At 64.0% G+C, this 19,898-nt stretch carries 21 protein-coding genes; 6 read left to right on the top strand and 15 right to left on the bottom strand.

Features of this window, described 5'->3' with window-relative positions; all coding sequences use genetic code 11:
• Window positions 1–35: 35 nt before the first annotated feature.
• Window positions 36–632: a LuxR family transcriptional regulator gene (locus tag ACOI1H_RS16890; RefSeq protein ID WP_422439011.1), complete on the bottom strand. Its 597-nt coding sequence runs from the start codon at window positions 630–632 to the stop codon at window positions 36–38.
• Between the two features lie 142 nt (window positions 633–774).
• Here ACOI1H_RS16890 and ACOI1H_RS16895 point away from each other — a divergent pair, with 142 nt between their 5' ends.
• The 3 genes from ACOI1H_RS16895 to ACOI1H_RS16905 all read left to right on the top strand — a co-directional run bounded on the left by ACOI1H_RS16895 (window position 775) and on the right by ACOI1H_RS16905 (window position 3,401).
• The gene (locus tag ACOI1H_RS16895) at window positions 775–1,257 is read left to right on the top strand and encodes an autoinducer binding domain-containing protein (protein ID WP_422439012.1); all 483 of its coding nucleotides are present in this window, start codon (window positions 775–777) and stop codon (window positions 1,255–1,257) included.
• Between the two features lie 98 nt (window positions 1,258–1,355).
• Complete coding sequence (locus ACOI1H_RS16900) at window positions 1,356–2,360, top strand: FliG C-terminal domain-containing protein (protein WP_422439013.1); 1,005 nt, start codon at window positions 1,356–1,358, stop codon at window positions 2,358–2,360.
• Between the two features lie 144 nt (window positions 2,361–2,504).
• Window positions 2,505–3,401 (top strand): lysophospholipid acyltransferase family protein, encoded by an 897-nt coding sequence (locus ACOI1H_RS16905; protein WP_422439014.1) that lies wholly within the window; start codon window positions 2,505–2,507, stop codon window positions 3,399–3,401.
• Here the strand turns inward: ACOI1H_RS16905 and ACOI1H_RS16910 are convergent.
• On the bottom strand, window positions 3,398–4,102 hold the full coding sequence (locus ACOI1H_RS16910) for a DUF1223 domain-containing protein (RefSeq protein ID WP_422439015.1): 705 nt from the start codon (window positions 4,100–4,102) through the stop codon (window positions 3,398–3,400). The genes ACOI1H_RS16905 and ACOI1H_RS16910 overlap by 4 nt on opposite strands.
• 224 nt (window positions 4,103–4,326) lie before the next feature.
• On the opposite strand from ACOI1H_RS16910, the gene acnA reads away from it, so the two are divergent.
• A complete protein-coding gene (acnA, locus tag ACOI1H_RS16915) occupies window positions 4,327–7,101 on the top strand; it encodes an aconitate hydratase AcnA (RefSeq protein WP_422439016.1) in 2,775 nt (924 codons plus the stop codon).
• Between the two features lie 137 nt (window positions 7,102–7,238).
• On the opposite strand, the gene ACOI1H_RS16920 is transcribed toward acnA, so the two are convergent.
• From ACOI1H_RS16920 to yajC, 9 genes are read right to left on the bottom strand one after another with little or no spacing between them, the layout of a single operon-like run.
• Window positions 7,239–7,775, bottom strand: coding sequence for a DsbE family thiol:disulfide interchange protein (locus ACOI1H_RS16920; protein WP_422439017.1), 537 nt, complete (start codon window positions 7,773–7,775; stop codon window positions 7,239–7,241).
• Window positions 7,768–7,908 (bottom strand): heme exporter protein CcmD, encoded by a 141-nt coding sequence (gene ccmD / locus ACOI1H_RS16925; protein WP_422439018.1) that lies wholly within the window; start codon window positions 7,906–7,908, stop codon window positions 7,768–7,770. Before ccmD ends, ACOI1H_RS16920 begins: the two co-directional genes overlap by 8 nt.
• On the bottom strand, window positions 7,901–8,629 hold the full coding sequence (locus ACOI1H_RS16930; protein ID WP_422439019.1) for a heme ABC transporter permease: 729 nt from the start codon (window positions 8,627–8,629) through the stop codon (window positions 7,901–7,903). The genes ccmD and ACOI1H_RS16930 overlap by 8 nt, the downstream gene beginning before the upstream one ends.
• Before the next feature lie 42 nt (window positions 8,630–8,671).
• A complete protein-coding gene (gene ccmB / locus ACOI1H_RS16935) occupies window positions 8,672–9,328 on the bottom strand; it encodes a heme exporter protein CcmB (RefSeq protein WP_422439020.1) in 657 nt (218 codons plus the stop codon).
• Complete coding sequence (gene ccmA / locus ACOI1H_RS16940; RefSeq protein WP_422439021.1) at window positions 9,325–9,939, bottom strand: heme ABC exporter ATP-binding protein CcmA; 615 nt, start codon at window positions 9,937–9,939, stop codon at window positions 9,325–9,327. The genes ccmB and ccmA overlap by 4 nt, the downstream gene beginning before the upstream one ends.
• Window positions 9,940–9,944: 5 nt before the next feature.
• Window positions 9,945–10,298: an Mth938-like domain-containing protein gene (locus ACOI1H_RS16945; RefSeq protein WP_422439022.1), complete on the bottom strand. Its 354-nt coding sequence runs from the start codon at window positions 10,296–10,298 to the stop codon at window positions 9,945–9,947.
• A 1-nt stretch (window position 10,299) separates the two neighbouring features.
• Window positions 10,300–11,271 carry a protein translocase subunit SecF gene (gene secF / locus ACOI1H_RS16950; RefSeq protein WP_422439023.1) on the bottom strand — a complete coding sequence of 324 codons (972 nt, stop codon included), beginning with the start codon at window positions 11,269–11,271 and terminating at the stop codon, window positions 10,300–10,302.
• Between the two features lie 4 nt (window positions 11,272–11,275).
• Complete coding sequence (gene secD, locus ACOI1H_RS16955) at window positions 11,276–12,907, bottom strand: protein translocase subunit SecD (RefSeq protein WP_422439024.1); 1,632 nt, start codon at window positions 12,905–12,907, stop codon at window positions 11,276–11,278.
• A 33-nt stretch (window positions 12,908–12,940) separates the two neighbouring features.
• Window positions 12,941–13,222 (bottom strand): preprotein translocase subunit YajC, encoded by a 282-nt coding sequence (yajC, locus tag ACOI1H_RS16960; RefSeq protein ID WP_422439025.1) that lies wholly within the window; start codon window positions 13,220–13,222, stop codon window positions 12,941–12,943.
• A 268-nt stretch (window positions 13,223–13,490) separates the two neighbouring features.
• On the opposite strand from yajC, the gene serS reads away from it, so the two are divergent.
• On the top strand, window positions 13,491–14,783 hold the full coding sequence (gene serS / locus ACOI1H_RS16965; RefSeq protein WP_422439026.1) for a serine--tRNA ligase: 1,293 nt from the start codon (window positions 13,491–13,493) through the stop codon (window positions 14,781–14,783).
• 41 nt (window positions 14,784–14,824) lie between these two features.
• Window positions 14,825–15,541: a hypothetical protein gene (locus ACOI1H_RS16970; RefSeq protein WP_422439027.1), complete on the top strand. Its 717-nt coding sequence runs from the start codon at window positions 14,825–14,827 to the stop codon at window positions 15,539–15,541.
• Here the strand turns inward: ACOI1H_RS16970 and der are convergent.
• The 4 genes from der to ACOI1H_RS16990 all read right to left on the bottom strand — a co-directional run.
• The gene (gene der / locus ACOI1H_RS16975) at window positions 15,538–16,995 is read right to left on the bottom strand and encodes a ribosome biogenesis GTPase Der (RefSeq protein ID WP_422439028.1); all 1,458 of its coding nucleotides are present in this window, start codon (window positions 16,993–16,995) and stop codon (window positions 15,538–15,540) included. The two genes, ACOI1H_RS16970 and der, sit on opposite strands and share 4 nt — an antisense overlap.
• 48 nt (window positions 16,996–17,043) lie before the next feature.
• Window positions 17,044–18,345 carry a PQQ-binding-like beta-propeller repeat protein gene (locus ACOI1H_RS16980; protein WP_422439029.1) on the bottom strand — a complete coding sequence of 434 codons (1,302 nt, stop codon included), beginning with the start codon at window positions 18,343–18,345 and terminating at the stop codon, window positions 17,044–17,046.
• Between the two features lie 14 nt (window positions 18,346–18,359).
• A complete protein-coding gene (locus ACOI1H_RS16985) occupies window positions 18,360–19,052 on the bottom strand; it encodes a hypothetical protein (protein ID WP_422439030.1) in 693 nt (230 codons plus the stop codon).
• A gap of 138 nt (window positions 19,053–19,190) precedes the next feature.
• On the bottom strand, window positions 19,191–19,898 hold a 708-nt coding region (locus ACOI1H_RS16990; RefSeq protein ID WP_422439031.1), incomplete at its 5' end, for a phosphatase PAP2 family protein.

Genomic DNA, 19,898 nt, shown 5'->3' on the forward strand with positions numbered 1-19,898 from the left:
GCGTCGCCAAAGCCGGGATTCGGGACGGGCCCAGGTCAGATCAGCTTGAATTGCCGTGCCATCGTGGCTGCCTGCGTGCTTGTCTTGGCCTGAAGTTTCGTCTTCGCATTTTTCAGCCGCTGTTTGACCGCGCCTTCGGTCACACCAAGGTCATAGGCGATCTGCTTCAACCGCTTGCCGTCCTTCACCATGGCCAATGCTTCCAGCTCTGCATGCGTCAGGTTGCGCGGCGGCAGCATCTCGATGTGCCGCCGCGTCAGATAGGCGAGCAACAGACGCGTCTCGAGATCGTCGAAATCGCGGTCCGCCCGCGCGAAGCTCGCGAATGACCGATGACCATCCGCATTATCGTCAAAGACCGCCAAGGTCAGTCCGAATCGCAACCCGAACGCCGCCGCCATGCTCAGCACACCGTGCGGATCGTCACGACGCAGATCGGACCAGCGGGCCATGCCGGTGTTGGCATAGGCCCAGCGCATCACCGGATCGAAAAGCATCAGACGGTTGCGGGTATAATGTTCGATCCATTCCGATGGGAAGGCATTGATCTCTTCCATCGGAAACGCAAAACCGATACGCAGTGCGATGTAGTGACCTGCCGGTGCGACCCGCGCCACATCTTCGGCTGTCATGCGTCGCACCATGTAAAAAATCGTCCTGTTTGTTTGCCGTCGGTCGAATACACTTTAGGATAGTATGGTGGAAATTCGGGAATGAAAATCAGCTTTTGGAAGCTAGTGAGACGAACAGGTCACAATGGACAGGATCGGCACCATGTCTGACATATCTCCGATGATGGCCCAGCTGGAAGAAGCGGCAAAGATTGCCCCCGCAGGCTATGCGCTTGCGTTCCATATCCGTTTCACGGCACCGACCTTTCTGTTGCAGACTTACCCCAAGGCCTGGACTACCTATTATTCACTGCACGCACTCGTGATGGCCGATCCTACGGTGGCATGGGGTTTTGCCAACGACGGCAGCCAGCGCTGGTCGGATTTGACGGACGATCCGTCGCGCGTCATGGAACGTGCTGCCGAACACGGCCTGAAATACGGTGTGATTTGTGCCGTCGAAACCGAAGGCAGCCGCAGTTTCGGCAGTTTCGCGCGCGCGGATCGCGAACTGACCGATGCCGAGGTCGACAGGCTGCAAACGACAATGTCGGACCTGCACGAAGCCACCAAGGACATGCAGGCCCTTTCAGCCGAAAACATTGAGGCGCTGCGCAACATGTCGATCAACTACGCCAAGGGCTGATGGTCTTCACGCTTCGTTGACCGTTCCCCGCTTAGGATCGGTCCATGTTCAATGGCTTTGATTCCCCTTCGAATTCTGCCCCTGCAGGCATCCCGCCGATGTCACGCCGCCGCAAGGCTGCCCTGATCGTCCAATTGCTGATCAGCGATGGCAACAAGCTGGCCCTGTCGACCATGCCCGACCATGTGCAAGAGGATTTGGCCCGTGAAGTGGGCGCGATCCGACTGGTCGATCGTGATACGGTCAACGCCGTCGCGACCGAATTCGCCGACCTTCTGGATGCCGTCGGCCTGTCGGCCCCCGGCAATGTCGATGCCGCGCTAGAGGCGTTGGCCGGCCAGATTTCCCCTCATCTGGCCGACAGGCTGCGCGACCAGTTGGACAATCGAAACGGGCGCGACCCTTGGCTCCGGCTTCAGAACCTCACGACCGACGAAGTGGTGCGGATTCTGGCGCAGGAAAGCATCCAGATCGGCGCCGTGCTGCTGTCGAAACTGCCCGTCTCGCGCGCGGCAGAGGTATTGGGCCTGCTGCCGGGCGAACGCGCCCGCCGCATCACCTTTGCAGTGCGCCAGACGGCCGACATCGCCCCTGACGCTGTATTGCGCATCGGTCACGCCTTGGTGTCGGACTATTGCCGCACCCGCGTCACGGCCTTCGACAAGGCCCCCGTCGAACGGGTTGGCGCGATCCTGAACTCTAGCCCCGCCCTGACGCGAGAGGACGTGCTGACCGGTCTTGACGAATCTGATGCGGATTTCGCAAAGGACGTGCGAAAATCCATCTTCACGTTCGAGGATATCCCCGACCGCGTGCGACCCATTCATATTCCCGGCTGTCTGCGTGTGATCGAAGGCGGTGATCTGTCGACGGCCATTGCTTTCGCGCTCCTGTCGGGCGGCAGACGCGAGGCGGCGGCCAATTTCATCCTCGACTGCGTCTCGCAGCGCATGGCGTCGACGATGAAGGAAGAAGCGTCAGAGCGGGGCACCGTGAAATCTGTCGACGGAGAGGCGGCGATGAATGCCATCAGCGCCGCAATTCGGGGACTGGCCGACGATGGCACGAGCACCCTCATCGACCCCGACGCAGAAGAGGACTGATTGTCCGCAACCGCGCCATCCGCAGCGGGATGGGAAGGCCGGAACCGCCTGATCCGCAGGCCGGAATCCATCTCCAACTGCCCTGATGCTGACGCGCGATGCGCGGGGCTTTCAAAATGGCACAAGCACCGCTACCTGACACCCATGACAGACTCCGCCGCAACTCAGGACAGGCCGACTGGCAGCCGTGCCGAATGGTGGCAGGATCAGGTCCTGCGCGGTCTGATCGCCAGCATGAATCGGCTGCCCTACGCGACCCGCGTGGCCACGATGGGCGCGATCATTGCGCGCGGCATCGGTCCGGTCGCGGGCTACCGCCGTCGCGCGGTGGCGCATCTGGCCGCAAGCTATCCGAACATGAGCATGGCCATGCGCCGCAACCTCGCGATCCGGGTCTGCGACAACTTCGGCCGCACCTTGATGGAGAATTACGCAAACCGCGACTTTGCGCACCACCTGCGCGACACGCAGGCGACCGGTGACGGGCTGGGGCCGCTGGCAGAGGCGCGCGCGCAGGGCCGTCCTGTCATCTTCGTCACCGGGCATTTCGGCAATTTCGAAGCCCCCCGTCACGTACTGACCCGCGACGGTCTGGTCGTCGGCGGCCTATATCGCCCGATGGCCAATGCCTTTGTCGACAGCCACTATCGCCAGACGATGACCAGTTGGGGCGGCCCGGTCTTTGCGCAGGGGGGGCGCGGCACCATCGGGTTCGCGCGCCACATCAAGGGCGGCGGTATGGGCACGTTGCTGTTCGACGTCCATGTCTCGCGCGCGCCGGCGATCTCCTTCATGGGTCGCCCTGCCCTGACCTCTCTTGCGGCGGCCGAGATGGCGCTGCGCTTCGACGCGCTGCTGATCCCTTATTTCGGCACCCGGCAAGCCGACGGTCTGTCCTTCGATATCGCAGTCGAGGCTCCGATCCCGCACACTGTCCCCCTGACCATGATGCGCGATGCGACCCAACGGCTCGAGGCCCGGATCGCCGCCGATCCGGCGCAATGGTTCTGGGTGCATCGACGCTGGAAGGCCGCGCCCTAGCGCAGGCGCACCGCGCCCAGAATCGGGCCGGCCGCACCGTCCTGCAAGATCACGACGACCGGTTGATCGCCCGCCGCAGGCACCCTCAGGGACAGCGGCGCATCGGTGTCCCACTGGCCAACTTCGGACCATTCCGTGACGACATTGCGGTAGATCACCGTCTTGCCCGCATTCTCGCCCTTGTGGATTTCGCGCACGACCTCGGGGATGTAACGCACGAACTGCACCAGCGCCCGTTGCGGGACCGGACCATGTGCCGTGGCCGAAATGACGACCGCATCTCCGTCGCGGGTCAATTCCACCTGCACCGGGTAGGCAGAGGCCGGGTGCGACGCGACGGCATCCATCGCCACGACCGGGTGGCTGCCGACGAATTCCTTGACCCCCGCGACGACCATCTGCGGAGTGTAGACGTTGCGCGCCTGCCAGTGATGCGCGTAACCCCGCTGCCGTGCCGTGAAGGCCGGATCGGCCAGATCGTCGGCCCAGCCGATATAGTCCCAATAGTCGACATGCAGCGCCAGCGCGATCACGTCGTCCCTGTCCGCCATCTGTGCCAGGATCCGGTCCGCGGGTGGACAGCTTGAACACCCCTGAGAGGTATAAAGCTCGACCACCGTGCCTGTGTCCGTGTCCTGCGCAACGACCGGCGTACCGACGATCAGGACACCAAGGATGCTGGCAGCAATGACATGGCGCATGGATCGTCTTTCCGGGTTATTCATACCCAATCGTCTAATCAGCTTGGAATGTAATGACCAATCAAGCAATCGCGACGGCGGCACCTACGTTGATTACCGCGTCTCTCGCATCACACCGGGCGGTATACGACTGTATACATATTTTCGCGCCGCCCTCTTGAACGCTTGCCCTGCATGAGGCAAAAGCTGTGCAAGCCACATGTCCTCAACCTGAAGGAACAGCCATGACCGTCACCGTCGGCACCGATACCGCCAAGACCCGCAAGACCCTGACCGTGGGGGACCAGTCGGTCGCCTACTACTCGATCGACGCGGCCACGCAGGCCGGCTTGGGCGATTTCAGCAAACTGCCCGCCGCGCTGAAAGTTGTACTGGAAAACATGCTGCGGTTCGAGGACGGCAAGACCGTCACCGTGGACGACATCAAGGCCTTTGCCGAATGGGCGACGCAGGGCGGCAAGAACCCGCGAGAGATCGCCTATCGCCCCGCCCGCGTGCTGATGCAGGACTTCACCGGGGTCCCCGCTGTCGTCGATCTGGCCGCGATGCGTGATGGGATCAAGGCGCTGGGTGGCAATGCACAGCAGATCAACCCGCTGGCCCCGGTCGATCTCGTGATCGACCACTCGGTAATGATCGACGAATTCGGCAATCCGCGCGCCTTTCAGATGAACGTGGACCGCGAGTATGAGCGGAACATGGAACGCTACCAGTTCCTGAAGTGGGGCCAGAACGCATTCAACAACTTCCGCGTGGTGCCGCCGGGCACCGGCATCTGCCATCAGGTGAACCTGGAATATCTGGCCCAGACCGTCTGGACCGACACCGACCAGAACGGCGACATGGTCGCCTACCCCGACACGCTGGTCGGCACCGACAGCCACACCACGATGGTCAACGGCCTCGCTGTCCTCGGTTGGGGCGTCGGCGGGATCGAGGCGGAGGCCGCGATGCTGGGCCAGCCCATTTCCATGCTGATCCCCGAGGTCGTGGGTTTCAAGCTGACCGGCGCGATGACCGAAGGCACCACCGCCACGGACCTCGTGCTGCGCGTGGTCGAGATGCTGCGCGAGAAGGGCGTGGTCAACAAGTTCGTCGAATTCTACGGCCCCGGGCTTGACCATCTGCCATTGGCGGACCGCGCGACGATCGGCAACATGGCCCCCGAATACGGTGCCACCTGCGGCTATTTCCCGATCGACGACGAAACGCTGAAATACCTGCGCCTGACGGGTCGCGACGAAGACCGCGTCGCGCTGGTCGAAGCCTATGCCAAGGAAAACGGCTTCTGGCGCGGGTCCGATTACGCGCCGATCTACACCGACACGCTGGAACTGGACATGGGCACCGTGGTGCCCGCGATTTCCGGCCCCAAGCGGCCGCAGGATCACATCGACCTCGACAAGGCCGGCCACGCCTTTGGCGAATACGTGAAGGGCATCCGCGGCGGCCAGGATGCGTCCGCCAATGCCGAGGTCCGCTGGGAAGGCGAAGGCGGCCAGCCCGAACCGCGCAGCATCCCCGGCGACGAAGGCCACCACGCACGCGGCTACGTCAAGACCGACGACGGGCACTACCAGATCCACGACGGCAGTATCGTGATCGCCTCGATCACGTCCTGCACGAACACATCGAACCCCTACGTGATGATCGGCGCGGGCCTCGTCGCGCGAAAGGCGCGCGCCCTCGGCCTGACCCGCAAGCCCTGGGTCAAGACCTCGCTCGCGCCCGGCAGTCAGGTCGTCACCGCCTATCTGGAAGCGGCGGGTCTGCAGGAAGACCTCGACGCGCTGGATTTCCACCTTGTCGGCTACGGCTGCACGACCTGTATCGGCAACTCCGGCCCGTTGGACCCGGCAATCAGCAAGGCAATCAACGACTACGATGTGATCGGCGTGTCGGTCCTGTCCGGCAACCGCAACTTCGAGGGCCGGATTTCGCCAGACGTGCGCGCAAACTATCTGGCGTCCCCGCCACTGGTGGTGGCCTATGCGCTGGTGGGCGACATGAACATCGACATCACCAAGGACCCGCTGGGGCAGGATCAGAACGGCAAAGATGTCTTTCTGAAAGACATCTGGCCCTCCCAGAAGGAAATCGCCGATCTGGTGGAAAAGACCGTCACCCGCGAAGCGTTCCAGTCCAAATACGCCGACGTCTTCAAGGGCGACGAAAAGTGGCAGGCTGTCGAGGTTACTGACAGCGAGACCTACGATTGGCCCGCCAATTCGACCTACGTGCAGAATCCGCCGTATTTCAAGGACATGCCAAAGGACGCCGGCACGATCCATAACCTGCGCGACGCAAAGGTTCTTGCCGTTCTGGGCGACATGGTCACGACCGACCACATCAGCCCTGCAGGGTCGTTCAAAGAAAGCAGCCCCGCCGGCCAGTATCTGCTGGACCGTCAGGTGCCGGTGCGCGAATTCAACTCCTACGGGTCGCGGCGCGGCAACCATGAGGTCATGATGCGCGGCACCTTCGCCAACATCCGCATCCGCAACGAGATGCTGGACGGCGTCGAAGGCGGCTACACCAAGGGGCCGGACGGCGAGCAGACCTCTATCTTCGACGCCGCGATGGCCTACGAAGAACAGGGCACGCCGCTGGTGATCTTTGCCGGCGAACAGTATGGCGCGGGTTCCTCGCGCGACTGGGCGGCCAAGGGCACGGCGCTGCTGGGCGTGAAGGCGGTCATCGCCGAGAACTTCGAGCGGATTCACCGGTCCAACCTCGTCGGTATGGGCGTCATCCCGTTCGAATTCACGGGGGGCGACACCCGCAAGACGCTGGGCCTGACCGGCGAGGAAACCGTCAGCATCGACGGTCTCGACACGATCAAGCCGCTGGAGGTCGTGAAGGCGCATATCACGATGGCCGACGGGACGACCCGGACCATCGACATCAAGTGCCGCATCGATACGGCGATCGAGATCGAATACATCGAGCATGGCGGCGTGCTGCACTACGTGCTGCGCGATCTCGCCAAGGCGTCCTGAACCACCTGGTCGACAAGTGAGGGGCCGCGCAGGATTGCGCGGCCCCTCTCTTTTCAGGCTTCTTCTGGTTTCAAATATCCCGGGGTCCGGGGCAGAGCCCCGGTTGCTTCAGCGCGGACAACGGGGTCCGCTGTCGGTTATTCGGTTGCCGCTTCCAGCATCGGCAGGAACCGCTGTTCGTAGTCGGCCCCAACCAGCGGGCCGATGAAGCGATGCAGGACCGTGCCATCGGGGCCGACGATGAAGGTTTCTGGCGGGGCGGTGACACCCCAGTCGATGGCGACGCGGCCCCGCAGATCGAATCCGGTCGCAAAGAACGGATTGCCGTAATCCGTCAGATAGCCTGCCGCATCGTCGGCCTGATCGCGGAAGTTCACGCCCGCCACGCGGTAGCCCTGTTCGGCCAAGGCTTCCAGCGTGGGATGCTCGGCGCGGCAGGGCGGGCACCAGCTGGCCCAGAAATTGACGATCGTGACCTCGCCCGACGACAAATCCTCCGCGGTCAGCAGCTCCGTTCCCGCAACCGCTTCCGCGGGCAGGTTCGGGGCGGGCTGTCCGATGAATTGCGACGGCAACTCGCCCGCATTCTCGCGCATCAAGCCGCCCCAGAAGAGCCCGGCAAGGGCTGCGAAGACCACCGGCGGCACGACCAGCAAGGGTGAGATTCTAGCCACGCTCGACCTCCTCCAGTGTCCGCTTCACACGCCGCGACCGCCGGACGCTGACGCCCACCAGCACCGCGAGAACCGCGATACTTGCGGCATAGGCGGTGATCACCTCGAAGGCGTAGGTTCCCAGATCAGGCACGTTGCCCCCGCGACATCAGGGCCTGTGTGCGGCGGGCACGGATCTCGGTCCTCGTACGCAGCAGCACCAGCGCCAGGAACAGCGCAACGAAGCCCGCAATGCAGACCAGCAGCGGGATGTAGAACACATCGGCCACGTTTTCCTCCTTGTCGAGAGAGAGCGATGCCCCCTGATGCAGCCCCTGATTCCAGAAGTTCACCGCATAGCGCGACAGGATCGCGAACACCGATCCGACCAGACACAGCACCGACGTCAGGTCGGCAGCGGTATCCCCATCCTCGATCGCAGCCCAAAGAGCGATATAGCCGAGATAGAACAGGAACAGGATCAGGAACGACGTCAGGCGTGGGTCCCAGGCCCAGTAGGTGCCCCACATCGGGCTGCCCCAGATCGCCCCGGTGATCAGCGCGATCACCGTCATCGCCAGCCCCACCGGGGCCGCGGCGCGCGCGGCCAGCGCGCTGACGTGGTGCCGCCGGATCAGCCAGATCAGGGATGCGACCAGCATCATGAACCAGGCGTTGATGGCCATCAGCGCACTTGGCACATGCAGGTAGATGATCTTGACCGTCGACCCCTGCCGCGCCTCGTCTGGGGTAAAGAAGAAACCCCAGATCAGACCGACGACAAGGCACGCCCCCGCCACGGCAAAGGCCACGCGCATGACGGGCGCGGTCCAGCCCATGAACTTTCGCGGATTTGCGTATTCCCAGATCGACATGACGTATCCCTATCCCGACGCACTGCGCCCCTCAATCCCGGATCACCGCAGGTTGATGCGCAACACCGTCGCAGCCGCGAAGGGCAACAGTGCAAAGCATCCCAGCGTGATCGCCCCCATCAGCATCAGTGGTGCCGTGGCCCCGGTGCCATCGACGCCGTGCCGCACCGCCTCTGCCCCGAAGATCAGCGTCGGCACGTAAAGCGGCAGAACCAGCAGCGAAAGCAGCAATCCGCCGCGCCGCAGGCCGACGGTCAGCGCCGCGCCGAAGCTGCCGATCATCGACAGCGCGGGCGTGCCGATGGCAAGGCTGACCAGCAGCCAGCCGTAGGCCGCAGGTGCCATGTTCAGAAAGAACCCCAGCGCCGGGGCCACCAGCGTCAGCGGCAGACCCGTGGTGATCCAGTGCGCCAGCGCCTTGACCAGTGCCACGCCTTCCAGCGGCAGAGGGGCCGTCGCCAGCAGCGCCAGCGACCCATCCTCGAAATCCAGCGCAAAGATGCGGTCGAGCGACAGCAGCGCCGCCAGCAATGCCGCGACCCAGAGTATGCCGGGCGCGATCAGCGCCAGCGTGCTACGGTCGGGGCCGACGCCAAAGGGCACGAGCACGACGACGATCAGAAAGAACGCGAGGCCAAGGCCAAAGCCCCCCCCGGCGCGCACCGCAAGGGCCAGATCACGCCAGAGCAGCGCCTTCACAAGAACGCCTCGTCAGACCCGCCGGCGGCGTCCGATGCCGCGACATAGGGCGTCAGGTCCAGCGCCGGTGCGTCCAAGCCCAAATCGATATGCGTCGCGATGACGGCGCAGCCGCCCTGCGCCAAATGCACGTCGCGCATCCAGTCCGCGAACATCCGCACGGAAAAGCCATCCAGACTGACCGTCGGCTCGTCCAGAAACAGCACCCGCCGCCCGATGACGCCCAGCCGCGCCAGTCCCAGCCGCCGCTTCTGTCCCGCCGACAGGGTCCCGGCCACACGGGCGCGCAAATTGTCCAGATCGAATGCGGCGAACATGCTATCCGGCACATCGCGGCCGTAGACCTGCGCCCAAAAGGTCAGGTTTTCCGTCACGGTCAAGGCCGTCTTGACGCCGTCCGCATGGCTGGCATAGGCGCCCGTGCCATCGGGATAGGCGACCGACCCGGCAAGCGGCGGTTGTAGCCCCGCCAATGTGCGCAGCACCGTCGTTTTGCCCACGCCATTCGGGCCGCGCAGGATCAGCGCCTCACCGGGCCTCACGTCGAAGGACACGCCCTCCAGCACCGGCACACCGCCGCGGGCGCAGCGCAGGTCGCGGACCTGCAACATGGGCGTCAGACCGGGAACAGTGCAAGGGCCACGCGTCGGCCCTCGCTCAGGAGCACGTTGTAGGTGCGACAGGCGGCAGGAGAGGCCATCGTCTCGACGCCAAGGCCAGCGGCCTCGAGCACCTGCCGAAAAGCGGCAGGGGGATGCGCTATGTCTGCACCGGTGCCGACGAAGATCACGTCGACGACATCGGCCAGCCCGACCAGCGCTGCCGTGTCATCGTAGCCGCCCCAGCCCGCGATGCCCGCCGGTGTCACCGTCACCGGTCCTTCGATCACCTTGCCGCCGATGCGAAAAAACCCGGGGCCGTAGCCGTCGATCGGTTTCGCGTTGTCGTAGGTGATTTCGGTCAGGCGCATTTCACTTGCTTTCCACGTCCGCATAACGACCGACCGTCTTGGGGTCGGTCTTGGACCAGTCGCGTTTCACGCCCAGCATCAGCACGATGTTCTTGGCAATGTAGACCGACGAATAGGTCCCGACCAGAATGCCCCAGGTGATCGCAAAGACAAAGCCCCGGATCACGTCACCGCCCAGCACCAGCAGGGCAATCAACGCCAGCAGGGTTGTGCCGGATGTCATGATCGTGCGGCTCAGCGTTTCGTTGGCCGACAGGTTCAGCACCTCGATCAGCGGCATGACCTTGTATTTGCGCAGGTTTTCACGCACGCGGTCGAACACGACGACGGTGTCGTTGATCGAATAGCCCACGATGGTCAGCAAGGCGGCGATGATTGCCAGATCGAACTTGATCTGCAACAGCGAAAAAAGGCCGATGGTCAGGCCGACGTCATGCACGAGTGCCACGATGCCGCCGACCGCGAACTGCCATTCGAAACGCAGCCAGATGTAGATCACGATGGCCGCAATTGCGCCCACGACCGACAGCACGGCAGAGCGGATCAATTCGCCCGACACTTTCGGACCGACGCTTTCGACCGACGCGAACTGCACCGCCGGGTCGACGGCGGTCAGTGCGCCCTGAATGGCCGCGATGGTGTCGGGCTGGATGCTCTCCGCGTCGCCCTGCGCCTGGATGCGGACTTCGGCCACATTGCGGTCCGGGCCGAAGCCGGGGTCGAATACCTCGGTGATGGCCACATCGCCAAGGGCCAGCGGATCAAGCGCCGCGCGGTAGGCACCGACGTCGATGGCTTGCGTGCTTTCCGTGCGGATCGTCGTGCCGCCCTTGAAGTCGATGCCGTAGTTCAGGCCAAACGCGAAAAAGGCGGCCACCGACAGGGCCAGCAAGACCAGGGATCCACCGAAGGTGATCCTGGCGTAACCGAAGAAGTTGATCTTCGTATCGTCGGGAACAAGACGCAGACGCATGGGATCAGACCTCGATTGTTTTCGGACGCCGCCAGGCGAACCAGATGACGATCAGCGACCGCGTGACGAAGATCGCGGTAAAGATCGACGTGATGATGCCCAGCCCCAGCGTCACGGCAAAGCCGCGCACCGGGCCGGACCCCATGTAGAACAGGATGCCCGCCGTGATCAGTGTCGTCACGTTGCTGTCCACGATGGCCGACAGGGCGCGTTCATAGCCCAACTCGATCGCGCGGGCCGGTCCGCGCGCCGTCTTCAGTTCCTCGCGTATGCGCTCGAACACCAGCACGTTTGCGTCCACCGCCATGCCGACGGTCAACACGATGCCCGCGATGCCGGGCAGCGTCAACGTCGCCCCCAGTAACGACAGTCCGCCGAATATCAGCCCCATATTGATGATCAGCGCGATGTTGGCGAACAGGCCGAACAACCCGTAGGTGACCAGCATGAAAATCACGACCAGTGCAGAACCCACGACGGCGGCCTTCTTGCCGGCATCGATGCTGTCCTGCCCCAATTGCGGACCGATGGTGCGCTCTTCAAGGAAGTTCAGCTTGGCCGGCAAGGCACCTGCGCGCAAAAGCACCGCAAGGTTGGTCGATTCCTCGACCGTGAAGTTGCCGGTAATGATGCCCGACCCGCCGGGAATGTGGCTTTGGATCACGGGAGCAGAGATGACTTCATTGTCGAGCACGATGGCGAAGGGTTCGCCGATATGGTCCAGCGTGTAGTCGCCGAATTTCCGCGCGCCCGTCACGTTGAAGCGGAAGTTGACGGCGGGCCGCCCGTTCTGGTCGAAGGCGGGCTGTGCGTCGACCAGTTCCTCTCCCGTGACGACCGGCGCGGTGTCGAGCAGATAGAACGTGCCGGTTTCGTCGACGCTCGGCAGGATTTCCTGACTTACGCCGACCGGATCGCTGGCACTACCTGCGCGACCGATGACCGGCTGGAACGTCAGCTGCGCGGTCGTGCCGATGATGTCCTTGACCTCTTGCGCCGATCCGACGCCGGGCACCTGAACCAGAATCCGCGTCTCGCCCTGGCGCTGGATCGTGGGTTCCCGGGTGCCGACCTCGTCGATGCGGCGTCTGATAATCTCGAGGCTTTGCTGCATGGTCCGGTCGTCGACCGCCAGCTTCTCGGCGTCGGACAGGCGAATGGTGAGCAACGGGCCGTTGCCCGTCACCTCGATATCCGTGGACCCGGCACCGGTCAGCGACGTGATGGGCCGCGCCAGACCGCGCACGATCTCCAGCGCGCGGGCGGCCCCTCCGGGTTCGGAAATCCGCACGATCAGCACGTCGGGCGCACTCTCCTCGCGCGTGACGAAGCCGACGGTATCCCGTTCTGCCGCCAGCGCATCGCGCACTTCGGGCCAGGTGGCGTCCATGATCGTCTCGTAGACATCCGTCGTCTGCACCTCGGCCAACAGATGCGCGCCACCCCGCAGATCAAGGCCGAGGTTCACGAGGCCTGAGGGCAGGAAACCCGGCCATGACGTATCCGTCTGACCTAGGGCGACCGCATCGTTATGGGTCTCGACCCGCGAATAGAAGGCATTCGGCAAGGCCAGCGACAGGCCGATGACGACCGTCAGCCAGATTGCGGCCTGTTTGAACGGCGAGATGTGCAGCATGGAAAAAGCCCCTCGGGCCAAAGGTGTCGCGGCTTATTTCGCCGGTTCGGTCTTGTTGATGACGGTCGCGATGGTGGACCGGATCACGCGGACCTTCACGCCGGTCGCGATCTCGACCTCGACTTCCTTGTCGGCCTCGTTCACGGCCGTGACCTTGCCCAGAATGCCGCCCTGCGTGATGACCCGGTCACCCCGACGCAGCGCATTCACCATCGCCTGATGTTCCTTCAGCTTCTTTTGCTGGGGACGGATCAACAGGAAATACATGATCGCGAAGATGATCATCATCAGAATGAGCGATTGGCTGCCCTGCATGGCGGCTCCTTTCAAGGTTCGTCGCAGGGTGCGAAGGCCCCCCGTCAAAGTCGCGGCACATTAGGAGCGGGGTCGCCGATTGGCAACCGCCGCTTCGCCGTGCACAGGGCATATCGTGGGGATGGGACGGGGCGTCAATGGGGCTGCGACCAAAGGCGACCCCGCGCGGTCACAATCGCGCCAAAGGGGCGGGCTTTCCCCTCTTCAACGCGGGCCGCACTTGGTGCATACCCTGCGCCAATCGACCAACCTGAAGGGGACCAGACCCATGCACGACATCCGCATGATCCGCGATACACCGGACGCCTTCGACTCAGGCCTGTCCCGGCGCGGTCTCGCCCCCGTGTCGCCCCGCATCCTGGCCCTGGACGGCGAACGCCGTCAGGCGATCAAGCAGGCCGAAGATGCGCAGGCCGCGGCTAACGCCGCTGCCAAGGACGTGGGCCGCGCCAAGGCCAGCGGCGACGATGCGGAATTCGAACGCCTGCGGACCCTGATGGCCGACAAGAAGGCCGAGATCGCGACGCTGAACGACCGGGCAAAGACATTGGACGTCGAGTTGAACGACCTGCTGCTGATCCTGCCCAACCTGCCCCACGACGACGTGCCTGCGGGCCGTGACGAACACGACAACGTCGAGCAGAAGCGCGTCGGCACCCCGCGCACCTTCGACTTCCAACCTGTGGAGCATTACGACATTCCCGCCGTCCGGGCCGGCATGGACTTTGCCGCAGGCGCGAAACTGTCGGGGGCGCGTTTCGTCGTGCTGCGGGGGGCCGTGGCCCGCGTGCACCGCGCGCTGGCGCAGTTCATGCTGGACACCCACACCGACGACCACGGCCTAACCGAGACGATGACTCCCGTCATGGTGCGTGAAGAGATGATGTATGGCACCGGCCAACTGCCCAAATTCGGAGAGGACAGCTACCAGACCACCAACGGCTGGTGGCTGATCCCCACGGCCGAAGTCACGCTGACGAACCTCGTTCACGGCGACACGGTGGACGCGGACTCCCTGCCCCGCCGCTATGTGGCCGACACGCAATGCTTCCGGTCAGAGGCCGGGTCGGCAGGCCGCGACACCAGCGGCATGCTGCGCCAGCACCAGTTCGAGAAGGTGGAGATGGTCAGCATCACCCACCCCGACGACAGCGACGCCGAGCATGCTCGCATGACCCGCTGCGCCGAGGCGATCCTTGAAAAGCTCGACCTGCCCTATCGCACCATGCTGCTTTGCGCCGGCGACATGGGTGCGAGTGCCCGTCGCACCTATGATCTGGAGGTCTGGCTGCCCGGTCAGGACACCTACCGAGAGATCAGCAGCATCTCGACCTGTGGCGACTATCAGGCGCGGCGGATGAATGCCCGATTCAAGCCTGCGGGTGGCGGCAAGCCTGAATTCGTCCACACGCTGAACGGCTCCGGTCTGGCCGTAGGTCGCTGCCTGATTGCCGTGCTGGAGAATGGCCAACAGGCGGACGGGTCGGTCGTTTTGCCAGCGGTCTTGCGGCCGTATCTGGGAGGTCGTCTCACGATTTCGGCAGCAGGTGATTTAACTTAGATCGAACTTGAACTTTCATCGTCGGACGGACGTTGGGCGGCATGAACAGGTCACTCGCATATCTCACGCTCGCTCTCAGCCTCGCCTTCGCAGCGGCACCGCTGTTCTCCGGCGATTTCACGGGCTTCGCGGAAAATCAGTTGCCTGTTCCTCAGATCGATCCGCCGGTCCAGCCGGCGGGCTATGCCTTCTCAATATGGGGCCTGATCTATGCTTGGCTGGTCGCCGCCGCGGTCTATGGCTTGATCTACAAGGCAGACGACCCGGACTGGAACGCGGCCCGCGTGCCGCTGTGTGTCAGCCTTGGTGTCGGCGTGCCCTGGCTGCTGATCGCGCAGATCAGCGCGATCTGGGCCACGATCACGATCTTCATCATGGCGGCAGCGGCCATCGCCGCCCTGCACCGCACACCTGCAATCGAGAATTGGTGGATGCGCGCACCGATCGCCCTTTATGCGGGCTGGTTGACGGCGGCGAGCTTCGTCTCGCTCGCGACCACATTGGCAGGATACGGCATCCTGATGGGTGGCTACGGCTGGGCCTTTGCTGGCATAGCCGGCGCGCTGATCGTCGCGGTCCTGACCTACCGCCGGACTACAACACCGCTTTACCTTGGGGCCGTGATCTGGGCCTTGGTCGGCATCGTCGTCAACAACGGGATGACGAACTTCTTGGTGACCGCCCTGGCCATCACCGGCATCGTCACGCTGATCTGCGTGATGGCCGTCTGGGCTCCGCGCCCGAATCCGATATCCTAACGGTCGCTGCCGGGCTTCTTCTTGTGCTTGGTCAGACGCGACGGCTGCGATGACTTGCGGTCCTTGTAGGGATTCTTGTCCCCCTGATCGCGCAGAGTCAGCCGGATCGGCGCGCCTGGCATGTCAAAGTCGTCCCGCAACCCGTTGACAAGGTAGCGCTTGTAGCTTTCTGGCACCAGATCGGGATGAGAGGTCATGACGACGAATCCCGGTGGCCGCGTCTTGACCTGGGTGGCATAGCGCATCTTGATCCGCTTGCCGCCCGGCGCGGGGGGCGGATGCTGTTCCAGCATCCCCGTCAGCCAGCGGTTCAACTGCGCCGTCGTGACGCGGCGGTTCCAGACGTCATAGGCCTTCATGATCGCCTGCTGCAGACGATCCAGCCCCTTGCCGGTCTTGGCCGACACGGTGACCAGCGGCGCGCCCCGCAACTGCGGCAGCAGCCGGGTGAATTCTTCCTTCAACTCGCGCAGCTTGTCCTGCTTGTCGTCCTCGGTGTCCCATTTGTTCACCGCAATGACGACCGCACGACCCTCACGCTCTGCCAGATCGGCAATCCGCAGGTCCTGCTGCTCAAACGGGATCTCCACGTCCAGCAGCACCACGACGACCTCGGCGAACTTGACCGCGCGCAATCCGTCGCTGACGCTCAGCTTCTCCAGCTTTTCGCTGATCCGCGCCTTCTTGCGCATCCCCGCCGTGTCGAAGATCCGCATGGGTACGTCGCCCCAGTCCGTCATGACCGAGATCGCGTCCCGCGTGATCCCCGCCTCAGGCCCGGTCAGCAGTCGTTCCTCGCCGATGATCTTGTTGATCAGCGTCGATTTTCCGGCGTTCGGACGGCCGACGACGGCAATCTGCAAGGGCTTTGAACGAGTCGGCACGCGCGGCGCGTCGGGGTCGTCATCCTCGACCGCGACGTCGGTGTCCGGTGCGTCGGCAAGGGCGCGTTCCTCGAACTGTTCGGACAGCGGGCGCAGCACGTCCATCAGCTCTCCCATACCCTCGCCATGTTCGGCGGACAGGCGGATCGGCTCTCCCAGCCCCAGCGCGTAGGCTTCCAGGATCGTGACGTCAGCCGCCTTTCCCTCGCCCTTGTTGGCGGCAAGGATGACGTGGGCGTTCTTCTTGCGCAGGATGTCGGCAAAGATGCGGTCGGCGGGCAGCACGCCCACACGCGCGTCGATCATGAACAGGCAGACGTCGGCCATTTCCACGGCACGTTCCGTCAGCTTGCGCATTCGCCCCTGCAAGGATTCGTCCGTCGCCATCTCCAGCCCGGCGGTGTCGATCACGGTGAACCGGATATCGGCGATGCGGCCCTGACCTTCGCGCAGGTCGCGGGTGACACCGGGCTGATCGTCGACCAGCGCCAGCTTCTTGCCGACAAGCCGGTTGAACAACGTCGATTTGCCGACGTTGGGGCGGCCCACAAGGGCAAGGGTGAATGTCATGGCGCGAAACTCCGGCAGGTCAGAGGCGGGCCATACACCGCTTTGCCCTTAACGGAAAGCCAGCAGTTGCCCGTTTTTGTTCACGACGTACAGGATGCCGTTTGCGATGGCCGGGGTCGAAGCGGCACCACCCGGCAACGCCACACTGCCCACGAGTGCGCCAGATGTCGGATCGAACGACCGCAACTGCCCATCCGACGACGCCACGATCAGCCGGTTGCCCGCCATGATCGGTCCGAAGTGGGAATAGACCGTGCGCCCCTTGCGCAGAAACGACCCGGTTTCCACGAAATCCGGCAAGGCCACGCGCCAGATCACGCTGCCGTCGGCTTCGTCGAGGCGCACCAGCTCGTTCAGGTCGTTGACCATGAAGACCGACCCGCCCGCCGGCCAGACCGGGCCAGACGCCCCCTCGCCCACGGTCCACAGGCGTTCACCCGACGCCGCGTCCAACGCCACCGTGAGGCCCGAGAAATTGCCGACATAGACGCGGTTGCCGTCGATCACCGGGTCGCCGGCAATGTCGGACAGATCTCCGATCGCCTGACCCGGCCGGTCGCCGGTGATCACGGCGGACCAGCGCGCGATGCCGCCTTGCGGAAAGACGCCTTGCACCTCTCCGGACGGAAAGGGGAAGACTGCCAGATCGGTCGTGACCGCCGGGCCTGCCCCGCCGCCGAAGGACGTGTCGGACGGGATGCCGGAGGTCTGATACCGGATGCGCCCGTTGGTCACGTCGATGGCCCAGGCCCTGCTGTCGCGACTGATGACATAGGCCAGATCGCCCGACACCGTGGGGGCAGAGGTGCCCGGCGCGTCCAGTTCCTGCACCCAGAGCGTCCCGCCCGTCGCAGGGTCAAGTGCTGTCAATGTGCCGTAGCCGGTGGACACGAACAGCCGCCCGGCCCCGACCGCCAGACCGCCGCCAGAGGCATCGCTGGGTGCGTTCGGCGGCGGCGTGATGTCGACCGCCCAGAGGGGCGCACCGGCAAGGGTCGTCGCCGCGACATGGCTGCGCGCATCGAGGGTATAGACGATGCCGTTCGACACAACCGGATCGGCGGTGATCCGGGCTCCCTTGCTGTCTCCTTCGCCGATGTCCACGGCAAAGACCTGCGACAGTGCCGACCCCAGCACCGGTTGCGGCGTGTTGTGATCGGCGCTGCCGTTGCGATGGGTCCAATCGCCGTTGGCCTGCGGCGCAGGCAGGCTGATCGGCACGGCGCGGTTGACCTGCGGGGCCTCGGCCCTGATCGCTTCGCGCGGACCGGGCAGGATGACGTCCTTTTCCCCGCAGGCAGACAGGGCGACAAGGGCCAGAAGGCAGGCGGACAGGGTCTTGGAAATCACGGCGCGGTGCCCTTTCACGGGTTGGTCGGTGTCTCGTCGGATGTCGCACCCGAAGTCGCGACGTCCGGCAACGGCGCACCCAGCGCCACCATCAGGGTTTGCACCCGGTCGCGCAAGCTTTCGCTGACGGCGGCGTCCTGCACGATGGCGGTCAGTTGCGTCACCGCGGCATCCCGGTCACCGGCGGCCAGATCGGCAAGCGCCAGCCGTTCCTGTGCCAGCAATGCAAAGGGCTGGCCGGGGGTCGCCAGCGCCTCCAGCCGCGTGCGACGGGCAGCGGGATCGTTGCCCGCATCCAGCATCGCCGCCTTGAAGGCGGCCAGATCGCGGTAGATCGCCGGCACGTCCTGACGCGTGGTCAGACTGTCCAGCGTGGCAGTCGCGGCGGCGACCTCGCCCGCTTCTTCCTGTGCGGCCGCCGTGATCAGCAGGCCCACGGCCGCCGCGGCACCAGCCTGCGGCACCGCGTCAAGCGCTGCTGCACGCGCGGCAGGTTCGCTGTTGGCCAGCGCCGCCAGCAAGGCATCGCCCGTCTGTTCGGCGGCGGCACGGTCGCGCGCGCGACTGTATTCAGTCCAGGCAGCACCCCCGACCAGCAGGATCACCGCCAGAATGGCGATCCAGCCATACTTCTTCATCAATCCGAACAGACGGTCGCGCCGGACCTCTTCCGTCACCTCGTTGATGAAGCTGTCTGCGTCGCTCATGCTCGTCCTCCGCCGTGGCCACCAAGCGGGCAGCATCTGACGCTTCTTAACGTGAAGCGAACCGGATTGCCAAGTCCTGCGCAGACTGCGTCAAAGTCCGGACAGCCCAGCTCTGACCAGTTTCCGCCGATACAAAAATCAGAACAGGATGTCCAAAGCGTGTGCGCCTGCCTTGAGCGTCCCGATCGCGGTATTGAAAAGGGTCGCGATCTGCAATGTCACGAAGAATAGAACGGGATAGACAAGCGGACTGATGTGATCGACAGACAAGTTCAACCGACTGTTCGCAATCCTTCGACCGAGGAACGGCACCAGAAGCAGCGCAAGGACGCTCCCCACCACGGCGCCGAAAATCAGATCGCTTGGCCAGTGATACCCCATGTAAATCCGCGGCAAGGAGATGACGATGATGGCATGCACGATCGCGATTGTCCCGATTGCCCTGCTGATCAGCCAGAGCCCGACTGCCGTTGCGAAGAACAGGACGGCATGGTCGCTGGGAAAAGAGCTCCAGCCGTCAAGTGTCAGTGCTTCGGACCCGATTGGCAAGCGCGCACCCGACGTCTCCGAATGCATGGGACGCAACCGAAAAGGAAGGATGTTAGCAAGCAACCGGCCGCAGGCCACCGCAATGATCGCGGTCGACAGCACCGCAGCCAGACGCGCGCGGCGCGCTGACAGATCGGCTCTTCGCAATTCCCAGAGATACCAGAACAGCATCATCGGGACGACGCCTTTGTAAATGTTGTTCAGGGCAATATGTCCGACGAGCTTGTCCAGAAACTCGGACTGCTGCGCCGTGGAATTGACGAGCTCAAACAAATATGAATCGAACGCGACAACCAT

Origin of the sequence: Loktanella sp. DJP18, from assembly GCF_049310965.1 — a bacterium.
Lineage (GTDB): Bacteria > Pseudomonadota > Alphaproteobacteria > Rhodobacterales > Rhodobacteraceae > Loktanella.

Coding starts and splice junctions, on each gene's coding strand:
- ACOI1H_RS16890 (WP_422439011.1), bottom strand. CDS start 632: ATGACAGCCGAAGATGTGGCGCGGGTCGCACCGGCAGGTCACTACATC.
- ACOI1H_RS16895 (WP_422439012.1), top strand. CDS start 775: ATGTCTGACATATCTCCGATGATGGCCCAGCTGGAAGAAGCGGCAAAG.
- ACOI1H_RS16900 (WP_422439013.1), top strand. CDS start 1,356: ATGTCACGCCGCCGCAAGGCTGCCCTGATCGTCCAATTGCTGATCAGC.
- ACOI1H_RS16905 (WP_422439014.1), top strand. CDS start 2,505: ATGACAGACTCCGCCGCAACTCAGGACAGGCCGACTGGCAGCCGTGCC.
- ACOI1H_RS16910 (WP_422439015.1), bottom strand. CDS start 4,102: ATGCGCCATGTCATTGCTGCCAGCATCCTTGGTGTCCTGATCGTCGGT.
- acnA (WP_422439016.1), top strand. CDS start 4,327: ATGACCGTCACCGTCGGCACCGATACCGCCAAGACCCGCAAGACCCTG.
- ACOI1H_RS16930 (WP_422439019.1), bottom strand. CDS start 8,629: ATGTCGATCTGGGAATACGCAAATCCGCGAAAGTTCATGGGCTGGACC.
- ccmA (WP_422439021.1), bottom strand. CDS start 9,939: ATGTTGCAGGTCCGCGACCTGCGCTGCGCCCGCGGCGGTGTGCCGGTG.
- ACOI1H_RS16945 (WP_422439022.1), bottom strand. CDS start 10,298: ATGCGCCTGACCGAAATCACCTACGACAACGCGAAACCGATCGACGGC.
- secF (WP_422439023.1), bottom strand. CDS start 11,271: ATGCGTCTGCGTCTTGTTCCCGACGATACGAAGATCAACTTCTTCGGT.
- secD (WP_422439024.1), bottom strand. CDS start 12,907: ATGCTGCACATCTCGCCGTTCAAACAGGCCGCAATCTGGCTGACGGTC.
- yajC (WP_422439025.1), bottom strand. CDS start 13,222: ATGCAGGGCAGCCAATCGCTCATTCTGATGATGATCATCTTCGCGATC.
- serS (WP_422439026.1), top strand. CDS start 13,491: ATGCACGACATCCGCATGATCCGCGATACACCGGACGCCTTCGACTCA.
- ACOI1H_RS16970 (WP_422439027.1), top strand. CDS start 14,825: ATGAACAGGTCACTCGCATATCTCACGCTCGCTCTCAGCCTCGCCTTC.
- der (WP_422439028.1), bottom strand. CDS start 16,995: ATGACATTCACCCTTGCCCTTGTGGGCCGCCCCAACGTCGGCAAATCG.
- ACOI1H_RS16985 (WP_422439030.1), bottom strand. CDS start 19,052: ATGAGCGACGCAGACAGCTTCATCAACGAGGTGACGGAAGAGGTCCGG.